Source organism: Arthrobacter sp. E44, assembly GCF_041877125.1.
In the GTDB taxonomy this organism is placed as follows: Bacteria; Actinomycetota; Actinomycetes; order Actinomycetales; family Micrococcaceae; genus Arthrobacter.
In genome coordinates, this window is record NZ_JBHDJA010000001.1 from 1 (window position 1) to 13,550 (window position 13,550).

General features: G+C 60.5%; 15 protein-coding genes. 3 read left to right on the top strand and 12 right to left on the bottom strand.

The features are described from left to right. Positions 1–212: 212 nt before the first annotated feature. The 9 genes from ACETK3_RS00005 to ACETK3_RS00045 form a co-directional block, all read right to left on the bottom strand. Positions 213–1,091 carry a type II secretion system F family protein gene (locus ACETK3_RS00005; RefSeq protein WP_237428629.1) on the bottom strand — a complete coding sequence of 293 codons (879 nt, stop codon included), beginning with the start codon at positions 1,089–1,091 and terminating at the stop codon, positions 213–215. A 10-nt stretch (positions 1,092–1,101) separates the two neighbouring features. After that, entirely contained in the window at positions 1,102–2,049 is a 948-nt protein-coding gene (locus tag ACETK3_RS00010; protein WP_237428628.1) for a type II secretion system F family protein, read from the bottom strand. A 2-nt stretch (positions 2,050–2,051) separates the two neighbouring features. Next, positions 2,052–3,458 (bottom strand): CpaF family protein, encoded by a 1,407-nt coding sequence (locus ACETK3_RS00015; RefSeq protein ID WP_237428627.1) that lies wholly within the window; start codon positions 3,456–3,458, stop codon positions 2,052–2,054. Continuing rightward, the gene (locus ACETK3_RS00020; RefSeq protein WP_236799082.1) at positions 3,455–4,654 is read right to left on the bottom strand and encodes an AAA family ATPase; all 1,200 of its coding nucleotides are present in this window, start codon (positions 4,652–4,654) and stop codon (positions 3,455–3,457) included. Before ACETK3_RS00020 ends, ACETK3_RS00015 begins: the two co-directional genes overlap by 4 nt. After that, on the bottom strand, positions 4,651–5,427 hold the full coding sequence (gene cpaB / locus ACETK3_RS00025; protein WP_236799081.1) for a Flp pilus assembly protein CpaB: 777 nt from the start codon (positions 5,425–5,427) through the stop codon (positions 4,651–4,653). The genes ACETK3_RS00020 and cpaB overlap by 4 nt, the downstream gene beginning before the upstream one ends. A gap of 17 nt (positions 5,428–5,444) precedes the next feature. Continuing rightward, positions 5,445–6,470 carry a pilus assembly protein TadG-related protein gene (locus ACETK3_RS00030; protein ID WP_236820170.1) on the bottom strand — a complete coding sequence of 342 codons (1,026 nt, stop codon included), beginning with the start codon at positions 6,468–6,470 and terminating at the stop codon, positions 5,445–5,447. After that, entirely contained in the window at positions 6,458–6,850 is a 393-nt protein-coding gene (locus ACETK3_RS00035; protein WP_236820169.1) for a TadE/TadG family type IV pilus assembly protein, read from the bottom strand. Before ACETK3_RS00035 ends, ACETK3_RS00030 begins: the two co-directional genes overlap by 13 nt. Positions 6,851–6,936: 86 nt before the next feature. Next, complete coding sequence (locus tag ACETK3_RS00040) at positions 6,937–7,131, bottom strand: Flp family type IVb pilin (RefSeq protein WP_237428626.1); 195 nt, start codon at positions 7,129–7,131, stop codon at positions 6,937–6,939. 279 nt (positions 7,132–7,410) lie between these two features. Beyond that, the gene (locus ACETK3_RS00045) at positions 7,411–8,058 is read right to left on the bottom strand and encodes a prepilin peptidase (RefSeq protein WP_236820167.1); all 648 of its coding nucleotides are present in this window, start codon (positions 8,056–8,058) and stop codon (positions 7,411–7,413) included. 311 nt (positions 8,059–8,369) lie between these two features. Between ACETK3_RS00045 and rplM the strand changes: the two genes are divergently transcribed. From rplM to glmM, 3 genes are all read left to right on the top strand, one after another. After that, positions 8,370–8,813: a 50S ribosomal protein L13 gene (gene rplM, locus ACETK3_RS00050; RefSeq protein WP_043454696.1), complete on the top strand. Its 444-nt coding sequence runs from the start codon at positions 8,370–8,372 to the stop codon at positions 8,811–8,813. Between the two features lie 38 nt (positions 8,814–8,851). After that, positions 8,852–9,355, top strand: coding sequence for a 30S ribosomal protein S9 (gene rpsI, locus ACETK3_RS00055; protein WP_236799076.1), 504 nt, complete (start codon positions 8,852–8,854; stop codon positions 9,353–9,355). Between the two features lie 486 nt (positions 9,356–9,841). Then, positions 9,842–11,203: a phosphoglucosamine mutase gene (glmM, locus tag ACETK3_RS00060; RefSeq protein ID WP_236820166.1), complete on the top strand. Its 1,362-nt coding sequence runs from the start codon at positions 9,842–9,844 to the stop codon at positions 11,201–11,203. 60 nt (positions 11,204–11,263) lie between these two features. On the opposite strand, the gene mscL is transcribed toward glmM, so the two are convergent. From mscL to coaA, 3 genes are read right to left on the bottom strand one after another with little or no spacing between them, the layout of a single operon-like run. Next, a complete protein-coding gene (gene mscL, locus ACETK3_RS00065; RefSeq protein WP_236799073.1) occupies positions 11,264–11,668 on the bottom strand; it encodes a large conductance mechanosensitive channel protein MscL in 405 nt (134 codons plus the stop codon). A gap of 23 nt (positions 11,669–11,691) precedes the next feature. Beyond that, a complete protein-coding gene (locus ACETK3_RS00070; RefSeq protein ID WP_373992315.1) occupies positions 11,692–12,552 on the bottom strand; it encodes a D-alanyl-D-alanine carboxypeptidase family protein in 861 nt (286 codons plus the stop codon). Between the two features lie 5 nt (positions 12,553–12,557). Continuing rightward, positions 12,558–13,523, bottom strand: coding sequence for a type I pantothenate kinase (gene coaA / locus ACETK3_RS00075; RefSeq protein ID WP_236799071.1), 966 nt, complete (start codon positions 13,521–13,523; stop codon positions 12,558–12,560). Positions 13,524–13,550: the final 27 nt, after the last annotated feature.

The window sequence follows — 13,550 nt, forward strand, 5'->3', positions numbered from 1 at the left end:
GCTCGATCAAGGCTCGTAGCTCCTGACTTGATGAATGCGTAGAGAACATCCATCACAGCAGGGCTACGAGCCCTTCAGCTTTCAAGACACGAACCTGTTTCACCATCAACCACGAAGAGCCCCGAAACTGGGTTTTTCTAACCCGTGTGCACACAAAAGGACCCCCTCGGTTCTGGGTGCCGAGGGGGTCCGGTCTTTCGGGCGGGGGTGGATCAGCTGAAGGCTTGGATGATGTTGATAACTGCCGGGCCCAGGATGATGATGAAAATTACGGGAAAGATGAAGAGCAGGAGTGGAAACAGGACCAGAACTGGGAGTTTCATTGCTTTGTGCTCTGCTCGCTGCCGCCGCTTGACCCGCATGTCTCCGGCTTGGGCTTTCAAAACCTTTGCTATCGCAATGCCGTAAGTGTCAGCCTGTACAACTGCTCGAACGAAGTTCCGCAGATCCTGGACATTGCTGCGATCCGCCAGGGCGGTATACGAGTCTCGACGACTGCGGCCCACCTGCATGTCTTGAAGGGTCCGAATCAGTTCCTCCGCAAGGGGACCCTTTCCGTTGTGACCAGCCCTTGCCATTGCCGATTCAAAACCTAGCCCTGCCTCAACCGAAATCAACATTTGATCCAAGGTGTTCGGTAGTTCAAGCTGAATCTTCTTTTGCCTCTCGGAACCCCGACTGTAGATCAGCAAGTCGGGGACGAAGTACCCGAGCAAGGTGGTGAAGACAGCCAGCAGTACCAACTGGGGTGTCGCCCCCCGGCTGAGGAAGAGCATCATGATGATGGCTGCTATCAGCGCGATGGCGGGCTTTGCTACCAAAAGGCGCGGGAGAGGCATAGCGGCGGGCCGGCCAGCCAATGCAAGCAGTCTGTCGAGCTTTGCTGCATAACCTTTGGGCGTGACGCGGGCCGCGAACCTCTCCAGATTCATGTTCTGGCTGGATACGGCGTTGGCGGGTACATCTATTCCCTTGCTCAGGTTGCCCTGGATCAGCACACGCGACCTGCGGTCCGTAACGATTACGGACCATGCGAGGAAGGACACTGGAATTACTGTCAGGGCGATGATGCCCCAGGCTATTGGTTGCACTGTTCACCCCTCAAAATTTCAAATCGCTAATTTTGTGGACCCAGATTCCGCCGATCGTCATCATCACGGCAGCGATGCCCAGCAATATCCAGCCGACAGGATGTCCGGTCAGTGCCCCCATATATTTGGGGTTCGCCAGTCCGATCAGAATGAATAGCAGGACTGGAAGTGCCATGAGAATAATGGCGCTTAGTTTGCCTTCTGCGCTTAGGGCCTTGACGGTCCCCTTTATCTGAGTCCGTTCGCGGATAGTTTCGCCGACCTGATCAAACACCTCTGCAAGATCTCCACCGACTTCCCGGTTGATTTCGATGGCCTGGGCCATCCAGCTAAAGTCCTCGCTCTTCATACGTACAGAAACTTCATTTAGTGAATCCTGGAGATCTCGGCCAAGCCGTGTCTCATTGACAACACGGGAGAACTCAGTTGCGGTCGGTTCGCTGGCCTCCTGAGCGACTGCGTCAATCGCTCGTAGAACGCTGTGTCCCGCCCGGAGTCCGCCGGAGATCATGGTCAGGGTTTCGCCCAACTGGGCCTCAAAAGCGGCCCGCCTCCGCTGAATGAGTATCGACAAGCCGACTCTTGCCACCACTGGAATTGCCAAAGCCACCAGGAGGCCGAGCCCAATCCCCTGGAGAATCAGTCCAGCAAGGCCACCAACCGCCGTGGCGGCTGCGACGAGAACCACGAAGTCCGCTTGGGGAAGAGAAACTCCCGCAAGACTGAGGAGGCTATTTGATCTGGGTGTGGTGCTTTTTCTTCCGGCCAGTAACCTTTCGGCGAGTTGCACGGCAGAAGAGGCAGCACGGCTTATCGCTGTCTGTTCTGTTGTACCGAGCGGCCGCCGCCTGCTTATCGGCAGAGAACCGCTCGCCGGTTTGAAGACGACGAGTACCGCAGTAGCGAGTGAGGTTCCCAGGAGGACCACGCCGGCAAGGAAAATCTCTTGACCATGCATGATTACCGCCTCGCCAGCTGTGCTGTGGTGCCGGAAAAGATGCCTGGCGACACCGAAATCCCAAGCTCGGCAAAGTGATCTATGAAACGAGGACGGATGCCCGTGGAAACCGGCTGGCCAAGGAACCTGCCATATCTGTCAACACCAGCGCTGTAGTCAAAGACGAAGGCGTCTTGGAGAGTGACAATATCCCCTTCCATTCCCTGTACTTCCGTGATGTGTGTAACCCGGCGCGTGCCGTCCCGCAAGCGCGAAAGGTGCACGATGAGGTTAACCGCGGATGAGACTTGCTCGCGAATGGCCCGCAGGGGCAGGTCCATGCCGGCCATAAGAACCAGCGTCTCCAGCCGGGAGATCGCGTCCCGGGGGGAGTTTGCATGGACCGTCGATATGGAGCCATCGTGGCCTGTATTCATGGCCTGCAACATATCCAGGCTTTCCCCCCCTCGAACCTCGCCTACGACGATGCGGTCAGGGCGCATGCGAAGGGAGTTGCGGACCAGCTCACGGATCGTGACTGCCCCCTTGCCCTCAATGTTCGGGGGCCTGCTTTCCAGCCTGACCACGTGACTTTGCTGCAGCTGCAATTCAACGGCATCTTCAATGGTGACGATGCGATCGTCCGCCGGGATGAACGACGACAGCACGTTGAGGAGCGTCGTCTTGCCGGTGCCGGTGCCCCCGGAAACGATGATGTTGAGCTTTGCCCGAACACAGGCATCGAGAAGCTCTGCCATTTGTGGCGTCAAAGTACCGAAATCGATTAGGTTCTGGACGGTTAGCGGAACTTTGCTGAACTTCCTGATAGTCAGCGAAGAACCGTTCACGGCCAACGGCGGGATGATGGCGTTGACACGGGATCCATCTTCCAACCGTGCGTCGACCAGGGGCGAAGACTCGTCGATACGTCGACCAACCTTTGCCACGATGCGCTCGATGACTTTGCGGAGGTGTTCCTCGCTGCTGAAGCGGCTGTCCGTTAAGAGCAGCTTGCCATCCCGCTCAACGTAGATCTGATCAAGCCTGTTGACCATAATCTCCGTGATGGAAGGATCATCCAGGAACCGCTGGAGAGGGCCGTAACCCAGAACGTCGTCTCCCACGTCCCGGATCAAGCGGCGCCGTTCTTCCGGCGTAAGCGGTACCTGCTCTTCGTCGATCACGGTGCTAAGCTCATCGCGCGCAATCTTCCGGAGTTCCTCGTCGCTGAGCGAGGAATCAGTGAGCCGGCCCCCAAGCCGCTCAAACAGGGCCTTTCCCGCGCGTTGCTTGAGTCCGGCCAAGGCGTCCACGGGTGCCGCGCTGGCACCTGCTGTCTCCAGAGTAGGGGTAGTCGTTTCCTGCAATGGAGAAGTCTGGGCGGGGGCCGGACCACTGCGTGCCGCTTGAAGTCGTTCTGCCAGGCTCATGAGATCACCATCCGACGATGTACTTTTCTTTGGGGTTGTGCGCTTCGCTTCGGGTCGAAGCGTTCTATGAGTTTTCCGAAAGCTCGAGCTGCCGCATCGCGAGAGGACTCCTGTAGAAGAGGAACCCCTTTGTTTGTGGAAAAGGGGACAGCGCGGGAACGCGGAATCACCGTATCGACGGGAACACCTATGGTGGCCTCTACATCTTGGACAGTCAGTCCACTCCTGCGATCAGCAAAATTGAGTACCACGTGCCTTCCCTGTGGCATAAGCTGCAGCTCGCGCAGGATTGAGAAACTAGTGTGAAGCCCCCGGATGCTTGGTACGTCCATTCCACAAACCCAGACAGCATCGGTGGCTTGCTCCAAAGTTGCCAAGACGTGCTCGCCAAGTCCCGGGGTTGTATCCACGATCACGTACTGGAATTCAGCGGCCATCTGGCTAAGCAGGTGGCTAACTGCCTCTCCACTGATGTGGTCTGCTTCGCTGGGGCTACTGGGCGCACATAGTGCGTAGATTCCACTGGGATGTACTGTGAGGAAGGCCTTCAGGACCATGGAGTCCTGGAAAGCCGCACCACTGACAGCATCTTTTAGTGTGTGTTCGGGTTCCAAGAGGAGACCGCTGGCCACATCTCCAAATTGGACGTCCAAGTCGACGATGACCACGCCCATGGGAGCGATCTTGCCCAGGCCGATGGCCAGATTGGTGGCTACGGTTGTCTTGCCGACGCCGCCTTTCGGTGACATTACGGCGATGACGCGGCCGGGAGCACGTTCTGGTCCCGCTGCCGCTACCAGCCCCCGGCGCCTACCGGCAGAAGCAAGGCAGGCGCGCTCGAGGAGAATTCGCAGTTGGTCTGCATCTGCGCTCGGGCTGACGATATCCCTGATGCCGGCGCGCATTGCGGTGATTACTTGCTCGGGTTCCGTGTCTTCGACGAGAACCAGGCTGATTTCCGGAAACTGAAGATCGAACACGGTCGCGAGTTTTAGGGCATCGTCCTCTGGCAGGCCGGGGCCGAGGATCAATACTTCAGGCGGTTCGCCTGTGAGTCGGTCAAAGAGCTCCTGCGGACCTCCCAACAAAACTGAGGGTGGCAGCACCTGAACTGAACCGTGAAGCGCTCCGCGTACGGCCTGGGATACTTTGCGCTGGAAATCCTGTGATGCGGTGACGAGAACGAAGCGGCTCATTGCGAGACCTTTCCGAGGGTTATCACACCTGGGTTGCCGTCCTTGGAGTCGCTGTTCTCCTTCGACAGCCAGACCTTTCCGAACTCTGACGCGAACACGATTTGCGTGGCATCGATGTCTTCGCGGGCCAGCGTCACGTAAACGGAGCCCGACGGGAGGGCCGGCCCGTCAGATGACGAATTAGAGTCCTTCTTTGACGTTTCGGCAGGTGCCTGCTGCACGCTGGTTACCAACACTTTTTGGAACGCCAGTTTTGTAAACTCCTTGAATCCTTTTACGTCGTTTCCGACAGGCGCACTGGCTGCGGCTGCATCATCCAGCTTGTAAGAGGTATAGACCCCAACGGTGTCTCCGGCCTTGAGCTGCCCTCCCAGGATGCGTTGCGGTTCCAGCAGAAGGGTAAGCTCTTCCATGCCCTTGGGAACCGGTACTGTTCCAGGGGCCGCCAAGGCATTCGGGTCAACCAGCCGCGGTGCTAAAAGCTGCTCACCCGGCTCTAGGGCGACAGAGGTGACCTTGCCGGGAAAGTCTGAGAGCGACGTGACGACATCTTTGGGCACTGCCGCGCCGGGAAGAGATGTCAGCTTTACGGATTGGGCAAGATCCGCAACGGGTGTCCCTGCGGGAATTGCCTTTTGAACGACGAGTACTTCGACGGGATCTAGGCCTTGCTGTGCTCGGCTGTCGGCAGCCTGTGCGTAGTTGAACATCAGTACAGATCCGACAATTGCCAAGAGCAGTGCTGCCAGGCCCCCCAGCAGCCTTGTTTTCAAGAGATTCTCCTTATGTCTTATTTGGTGAGCTCTACGACGTTTCCGCCGTAGGTGGTAGGCCCGCCTACGTCGAACGCCTCATCCAAGGCGACGTAGCGCACGAACTTTCCGACGATGCCGAGGTCGCTGCTCTTCCAGCCACCCGCATCCTTGAATGCCTGAGCGGAAGCAGGCATGTAGTGGAATGGATCCTGATTGGCCAGGTCCCAGCCGGCAATATCGATGGCAGCAAAGGCTCGCAGGTGGAATTTGGAGCCAGTGCCCGTACCGCTTGTCTGATCGAAAACCGGCAGCAGCGCTACCACCTTCTGCCCTGCGACGAGCTTGTTCTTCCAGCCTTGAAGAATGTCGCTGCAGCCGGCCTCGGGATTGTTTCCGGTATTGCTTGATACCCACGGTGATGCCAGGTCAACTTTGACGGTGCAGGTGCCGCTCGTTACCAACCAGCCAAAGCCGCCAGGAATCTCAAGCCCAGAGGCGGTGCTGTGGCAGGTATCTTTCTTGCCAGCCCCCGTCCCGTGGGAGAGCAGAAATTGCATGGCGCCGTCGCCTGACGTGCTGAGGTCGACTTCGCATTCAGAGAAGGCAATCGGGAAGATGTCACCCGATTTGGCGCCTCCCCATCTCGCCTCGGCCACGGCGCTGATATTTGTCGTGTCGGTTCCGAAGATCCTGGCGAAGAATGTCGAGAAATGGACCCCGGAGGAGTCTTGGGCATTCGTGGTAACAGTTACCGTGCCTGCTCCTTTATTAACGACAGTCGACGCCACATTCGTGAGATTGTCTTTGGCATTGGCATTGGCCAAAGTGGGCGAAAGTGACGAGCCAGTCACGCACGCGGGATCGGCTTCGTTTTTGGAGCATTTTTGTGCAACCGCCAGGGCTGCCGCATCTGCCCCGTTCTGTGTAACGGCCTTTTCTGCATACATCCCGCCCACATCGACGGCGACGGCTCCAAAGCTGAGAAGCACCACCATCATGACCGCCACCATTACGGCGGTGGCTCCGCGCTCATGGTCGGTGTTCTTGTTCAGCCTCCGCATGACATCGTTCCTTTGCCCGTCATGGCGATGTTTCCCGTGAAGGCGTCCAGAAAGCCCGTTACGGTGGTCAGCGTGTAACTGGTTGTTGCTGTGACCTGTTTGCCGGCCGCACATGTCGTCCCGCCGCCTGTGAAGGAGAAGGTGGTGCTGACTGAAGCTGGCGCCAATCGACCGGCAGCATTACCGGCGGCAGTAGCCGCGTCACCTGCGTTGTTGTGGATAGCCATGTACCGAGCTCCTTCACGAGCTGCTTGGTTCAGCGACAGCTGCGCGTTGAAAGCCAAGGAGAACTCGATGATGCCGATCAAGATGAGTAACAGCACCGGAAGTATGAGTGCGAACTCGACGGCCGCGGCACCCTCTTCGTTCCTCTTGCGCATGCTTCGATCCTTACGTCCTGGGAAAGCAATGGCGGCTCCCAGATGGCCTGGGAGCCGCCATCGGTTTGGCGATATATTCCTGCTTGTTAGAGCCGGGTGGCGATGTCGGCAAAGAGGGCCTGCAGCTGGCCTCCGACGGCCGTGATACCGAGGATGGCCGCGATAACGATCAGGGCAACCATCAGGCCGTACTCAACAGCAGTTGCACCCTTTTCTTCGGTCTTGAAACGATCGGCGATGCCGGCGATGAAAGCAGTCATTGAGACCATGAGAGGAGTCATTTTAATTTCCTTAATTCGGTGAAATTGGATTTATTTGATTTCAACGAATTTCCAGCTGCCCCCATAACTCTTTAGCGGCTGGACTTCGCTAAGAAGAGATTGTCATCGGGGGCTATGGGGCGACAATGCGTAGTAGTACTCGACTTTTTACTTTGACGCAAAAAATACGTACTCGGAAAGACGGACCAGTACTCAGCCGGCGTTTGCAGGTACGCGGAGGACTACTTGGGTTGCTGCCGGAAACGGCGGCGGCGCCGGAATGAAGTACGGCGATGCGGACTAGGCAATGAAGAACGTGACGGCAGCAAGGGCACCGAGCATGGAGGGGCCGTGGGCCACTTCGGTGGCTTTATTGCGGCCTTTTCTGCTGAGCACAAGCACCGTGGCCACGCCGTTCAGGATGAACCCTAAGAGGCCGCCGTAGAGGAGTTGGCTCCAACCTAGGTACCCCAGGTAAAGACCGACAGGCGCGGCAAGCTTCACGTCGCCCATTCCGATGCCGCCGGGCGAAATAAGTCCCAACATCAGGTAGCCGGCAAACAAGATGACGGCTCCCAGGGCTGCGCGAAGCACATCCTCAGATTGCTTACCAAATACTCCTGGCAATAAAAGAAGTAAAAGACCGCCGGCTAAAAGTGTCAGTACGAGGGGATTGGGCAGCAGATGGAGTGCTACATCTATCCGTGCCAGCTGCACGCCTAATACCGCTAGGAATAGGAAGGCCGGTAGGCCGAAAGAAATGCCAAAATGAAGGGCAAAGGCGGCGCACGCGACGCCGGTGAGTGCCGCCGTCGTAATTCTTGTCTGGAAGCGTGGTGCGTTACCGAGCCTCGGAATCACCTTGGCGATCAGGAACTCCGCGATGGGGGAGAGGGTGGCTCCCAGGAGTGCGGCGCCAAGAACTAGGAGCGCGGTGGTGGGGCTCAAGTTCTCCGCTGACAACACTGTTACCCCTACGTTGTTGATCCGACGTAGGCCCCAGCGGCCTCCGGCTACCTCATTTTGACCCTGAAGCACCTGACGCGCTAATCTTGGTAGTCGTTGTGCGTGTCCTATTCCGATGGTGCGTGCCCGCTTGAGAATCCGGTTGCAGGATAACTACTCAACGTGCACATTCGGAACTTCAGGATGACTGGTTACATAGAGCCCTCACCTCTGTTCCGGTAGCGCGCAGACAGTAGGTGCGCGAGCTAGCGACACCTAAACAAGAACGCCAGAACAAGAACGAGGCAAACACCGTGCGTACGTACACCCCGAAGCCCGGCGATATCAACCGCCAGTGGCACGTCATTGACGCCACCGACGTTGTCCTTGGTCGTCTTGCAAGCCAGACCGCAATCCTGCTGCGCGGCAAGCACAAGGCCACTTTCGCATCCCACATGGACATGGGCGACTTTGTCATCATCATCAACGCTGAAAAGGTAGCCCTGACCGGTGCCAAGCTGGAGCAGAAGCGGGCATACCGCCACTCCGGTTACCCGGGCGGCCTGACCTCCGTCAACTACGCGGAACTGCTGGAAACCAACCCGGTCCGCGCCGTTGAGAAGGCCATCAAGGGCATGCTCCCCAAGAACTCCCTTGCTGCCCAGCAGCTCGGCAAGCTGAAGGTGTACCGCGGTGCTGAGCACCCGCACGCCGCCCAGCAGCCCAAGACTTTCGAAATCACCCAGGTCGCCCAGTAGTCCTGGCCACCAAACAACTTATCTATACAAGGAGAATCGTGGCTCAGAACGAAGAGACCACCGAGGTCGTCGAGGCCGAGGAAAACCTGACCAGCTACACCTCTGAGAGCTCAGCTTCAGAAGCTGCTCCCAAGAAGGAGCGCCCGGCACTGACCGTTGCCGGCGCAGCTGTTGGCCGCCGTAAGGAAGCCGTTGCACGCGTTCGCGTTGTGCCCGGCACCGGCAAGTGGACCATCAACGGCCGCGAGCTGGCGAACTACTTCCCGAACAAGCTGCACCAGCAGGACGTCAACGAGCCCTTCAAGATCCTTGATCTCGAAGGCGCCTACGACGTCATCGCCCGCATCCACGGTGGCGGCATCTCCGGCCAGGCCGGCGCACTGCGCCTCGGCATCGCCCGTTCACTGAACGAGATCGACGTCGAGAACAACCGCCCCACCCTGAAGAAGGCCGGTTACCTGTCCCGCGACGCCCGTGTCATCGAGCGTAAGAAGGCCGGTCTCAAGAAGGCCCGTAAGGCCCAGCAGTACTCCAAGCGCTAAATCCGCTTGCACAGAAGCCCGTCCTGCCGTTTGGCGGGGCGGGCTTCTGGCGTTAACACCTATAGCAACCCCAGCAGCGGCAGAGATGATTGCGAGCAGCGGTTCGGGTGGACTAACTTGTCAGTGACAAGCCACTTCGAGTGGATGCGGATCTGCTGTACTAAGCGGCTGATCAAGTGTGGATATGAGCCATGCGACTTCCCATAATTGGATTTCGCATTATGCCCTCTTGCACTAAGGTCACCTACGCGAGCCGGAACGCCGCTGTTCTGCCACTCATAGCCATACGACGCTCGAGCGGCTACCGGAGGCGAGAGGCCAACGTCTATCCCTGCTCCCTGTGCAAAGGATGGCACCTGACATCAAAACGAGTAGGCGCGACTTGGAAGAGGTTTCAAATTTCCGCTCCCTGAACACACGAAGCACGCTTAAAGCCGCTGGCCAGCTGTTTCAAACTGCAGCAGCCCCATCCTCTACACTTGACCGGTGTCTAGATTATTTGGAACAGATGGTGTCCGGGGGCTGGCCAACGGCCTGCTGACAGCAGAACTGGCCCTGCAGTTGGCCCAGGCGGCCGCCGTCGTGCTCGGCCATGACCGCGCTGCCAACGGTGCGAGGCCCCGCGCCGTGCTGGCCCGTGACCCGCGAGCCAGCGGCGAATTCATCGCCGCCGCCGTGGAAGCCGGCCTCTCCAGCTCAGGCATCGACGTCTACGATGCGGGTGTCCTGCCCACCCCCGCCGCTGCCTACCTGGTCGCAGACCTGGATGCCGACTTCGGTGTCATGATCTCCGCCTCCCACAACCCGGCACCGGACAACGGCATCAAGTTCTTCGCCCGCGGCGGCCAGAAGCTGCCGGACGAGGTGGAGGACGCCATCGAAGCCCAGATGAGCAAGGAAGCCGTCCGCCCCACCGGCGCCGACGTGGGCCGCATCCAGCGCTTCTCCGACGCCGAGGACCGCTACATCGTCCACCTGCTCCGCACGCTCCCGCACCGCCTCGATGGCCTTACGGTGGTGCTGGACTGCGCGAACGGCGCCGCCAGCGGCTGCTCGCCCCAGCTTTTCAAGGACGCCGGCGCGGATGTCATCGTCATCGGCGCAGATCCGGACGGCCTGAACATCAATGACGGTGTCGGCTCCACCCACCTCGGCCCGCTCAAGGAAGCCGTGGTCAAGTACGGCGCCAACCTGGGCATCGCCCATGACGGCGACGCGGACCGCTGCCTTGCCGTGGACCACGAAGGCAACGAGGTGGACGGCGACCAGATCATGGCGATCCTCGCGGTAGCGCTCAAGAAGTCCGGCAAGCTCAGGGACGACGTCCTGGTGGTTACCGTCATGAGCAACCTGGGCCTCAAGATCGCCCTCCGCGAGGCGGGCATCACCATCGTGGAAACCGCGGTGGGGGACCGCTACGTCCTTGAAGGCATGCGCGACGGCGGCTACAACCTGGGCGGCGAACAGTCCGGCCACGTCATCTTCTCCGACCACGCAACCACCGGCGACGGCCTCCTTACCGGCCTGCAGCTCGCCGCGCAGGTGGCCCTCACCGGAAAGCCGCTCAAGGAGCTGGCCACCGTGATGACCAAGCTCCCGCAGGTTCTCATCAACGTCAAGGGCGTGGACCGCAGCGGCGTGCGCAGCAACGACGTCCTGGCCCAGGCTGTTGCGGCGGCGGAAGCTGCGCTCGGCGAAACCGGCCGCGTCCTGCTCCGCCCGTCCGGGACCGAGCCCGTGGTCCGCGTGATGGTGGAAGCCGCAGACGAAGAGACCGCCCAGTCCATCGCCGAACACCTGGCCCAGGTGGTCCGGAGCGAACTCGCGCTGGAGCTCGCCTCGAACTAGGCACACCTAGAAGAGTGGCCCGCCTCCCAAGGGAGACGGGCCACTTTGCTGCAACAAGACTTACAGGGAACGTTCTTTCAGTGCATCCCGGATCTCGGTCAGCAGCGCCACCTGCGGATCCTCGGCAGCGTCCTTCTTCACGTCCTTGTTGATCCCGAGTCGGCGGTTCCGGCGCTCGATCATGATGTTCATCGGCATCACCACCACAAAGTAGATGGCTGCGGCAATCAGCAGGAAGTTCACCACCGCAGTCAGCAGCACCCCGAACTCGATGGCGTTGCCGTTCAGCTCCACCCTCGCGAAGCTGTCGAAATTGGGCGCCCCTACCAGGCCGGAGACGAAGGGCATCAGCACCTTGTTCACCAGCGCCGTCACCACCGCACCGAACGCAGTACCCATGACCACGGCGACCGCAAGGTCAACCACATTGCCCTTCATGATGAAGTTTTTGAATCCATTAAGCATGGACACCAACCTAACGCACGCCCTTACAGATACCCGGGCGCCGCTTCGAGGCCGAAGTATTCCTCGAGCGTTCCAACGCCGCGCTTCAGCATGTCCGTGGCCGCCTCCACTCCCACGTACCGCAGGTGCCACGGCTCGTAGTAATACCCGGTGATGGGGTGCAGCATCCACGGGTACCGCACCACGAACCCGAACCGGTGCCCGTTCGCCTTCGCCCAGGAAGCCGCAGGCTGGTCAGCGAAGCACGGCTCGAAGCTGCACGCTCCGCCACCGTCGCCGATGTCGAACGCCCACCCCGTCTGGTGCTCAGAGTGGCCGGGCCGCGCGCTGGCGGTGTCGGCGTCGGCCTGTCCCCGTGCCGCCACGTACCCGTTGTAGGTGGCCACCTGCGTGTTGTACGAGCGGTAGCCGCTGGCCAGGACCATGGCCACGCCGTCCCGCGAGGCCGCTGCGAACATCGCCTCGGCAGCCGCCGCCGTCGTGCTGTTCAGCAGGGCGGCCTCACCCGCGGCGGAAGTCGCGACGGCGGGCCGGACCAGGTCAGCCGGCACATAGTCCGCCGGCTTCAACGGCCGGTGCTTGTTCACGATCACCCACGGGCTGGCCGGATCATCGAGCGAAAATTGCCGCGCCAAGGTGGCCGACGGCGACGGCGTGGGGGACGGCACCTCGGGTGACTGGCCCACCTTGGCGGCGCCCGGCGTCGGGCCCGCCGAAGCTGTGACAGCTGAAGGGGAGGGTGCGGCGGAGGAAGCAGTGGACGACGACGGCGCCACCGCCTTGGGTGCCTCCGGTGTGCAGGCTGCCAGGACAGTCAGCCCGGCCCCCGCTGCGAGGAAGCGGGAGAAGCTGCGCCGGCTGGGGGAGCCGCATTGGTAGCACACCTGTGCTACACCTTCCGGAGCAGCATGCGCCGGATGGAGTGGTCCGCCTCTTTGGTCAGTACCAGCTGCGCGCGGCCCCGTGTGGGAAGCACGTTCTCCTCCAGGTTGGGCTCGTTGATCCGCTTCCAGATGTCGCGCGCGGTGCTCTCGGCTTCCTCGTCGGACAGGGTGGCATAGCGGTGGAAGTAGGACTCCGGCTGCGCGAACGCCGTGCTGCGCAGCTTCCGGAACCGGTCCACGTACCACTCCTCGATGTAGGAGGTCTTCGCGTCCACGTAGATGGAGAAGTCAAAGAAGTCGCTCAGGGCCAGGCCCTGGCGGCCGTCGTGCCGGGGCCGGGCCGGGGCCAGCACGTTGAGGCCCTCCACGATGAGGACGTCCGGGCGGCGAACCACCACTTCCTTGCCGGGCACGATGTCGTACGTGACGTGGGAGTACCAGGGTGCGCGCACTTCCTCGGCACCGCCCTTGATCTCGCTCACGAATCGCAGCAGCGCGCGGCGGTCGTACGACTCCGGGAAGCCCTTGCGGTCCAGCAATTGCCGACGCTTGAGCTCGGCCAGAGGGTAGAGGAAGCCGTCGGTGGTGATCAGCTCCACGTTCGGGGTGCCGGGCCAGCGGCGCAGCATCTCCCGCAGCACGCGGGCAATGGTGGACTTGCCGACTGCCACGGAACCGGCCACGCCGATGACGAACGGGGTGCGCTGGGTCTGTTCACCCAGGAACGTGGTGGTGGCTGCGTGCAGCTGCCCTGCCGCCTCCACATACAGGTGCAGGAGCCGGGACAGCGGCAGGTAGACGTCCCTGACTTCGTTGATGTCCAGGGGATCGCCGAGCCCGCGAAGGCGCAGCACGTCCTCTTCATTAAGGGGCTGTTCCATCTGGGCGGCGAGGCGGGACCAGGTTTGCCGGTCCAGCTCCACGAACGGCGAGGCACCCTCCCCGTTCGCGTCGTTGCGTTGCGAAGTCACCTAAAGATTCTGCCCCGCGCCCGGCCC

Bases quoted from the DNA above. Each gene is read 5' to 3' on its own strand.
- ACETK3_RS00010 (WP_237428628.1), bottom strand. From the start codon at position 2,049: ATGCATGGTCAAGAGATTTTCCTTGCCGGCGTGGTCCTCCTGGGAACC.
- ACETK3_RS00015 (WP_237428627.1), bottom strand. From the start codon at position 3,458: ATGAGCCTGGCAGAACGACTTCAAGCGGCACGCAGTGGTCCGGCCCCC.
- ACETK3_RS00020 (WP_236799082.1), bottom strand. From the start codon at position 4,654: ATGAGCCGCTTCGTTCTCGTCACCGCATCACAGGATTTCCAGCGCAAA.
- ACETK3_RS00030 (WP_236820170.1), bottom strand. From the start codon at position 6,470: ATGCGGAGGCTGAACAAGAACACCGACCATGAGCGCGGAGCCACCGCC.
- ACETK3_RS00035 (WP_236820169.1), bottom strand. From the start codon at position 6,850: ATGCGCAAGAGGAACGAAGAGGGTGCCGCGGCCGTCGAGTTCGCACTC.
- ACETK3_RS00040 (WP_237428626.1), bottom strand. From the start codon at position 7,131: ATGACTCCTCTCATGGTCTCAATGACTGCTTTCATCGCCGGCATCGCC.
- mscL (WP_236799073.1), bottom strand. From the start codon at position 11,668: ATGCTTAATGGATTCAAAAACTTCATCATGAAGGGCAATGTGGTTGAC.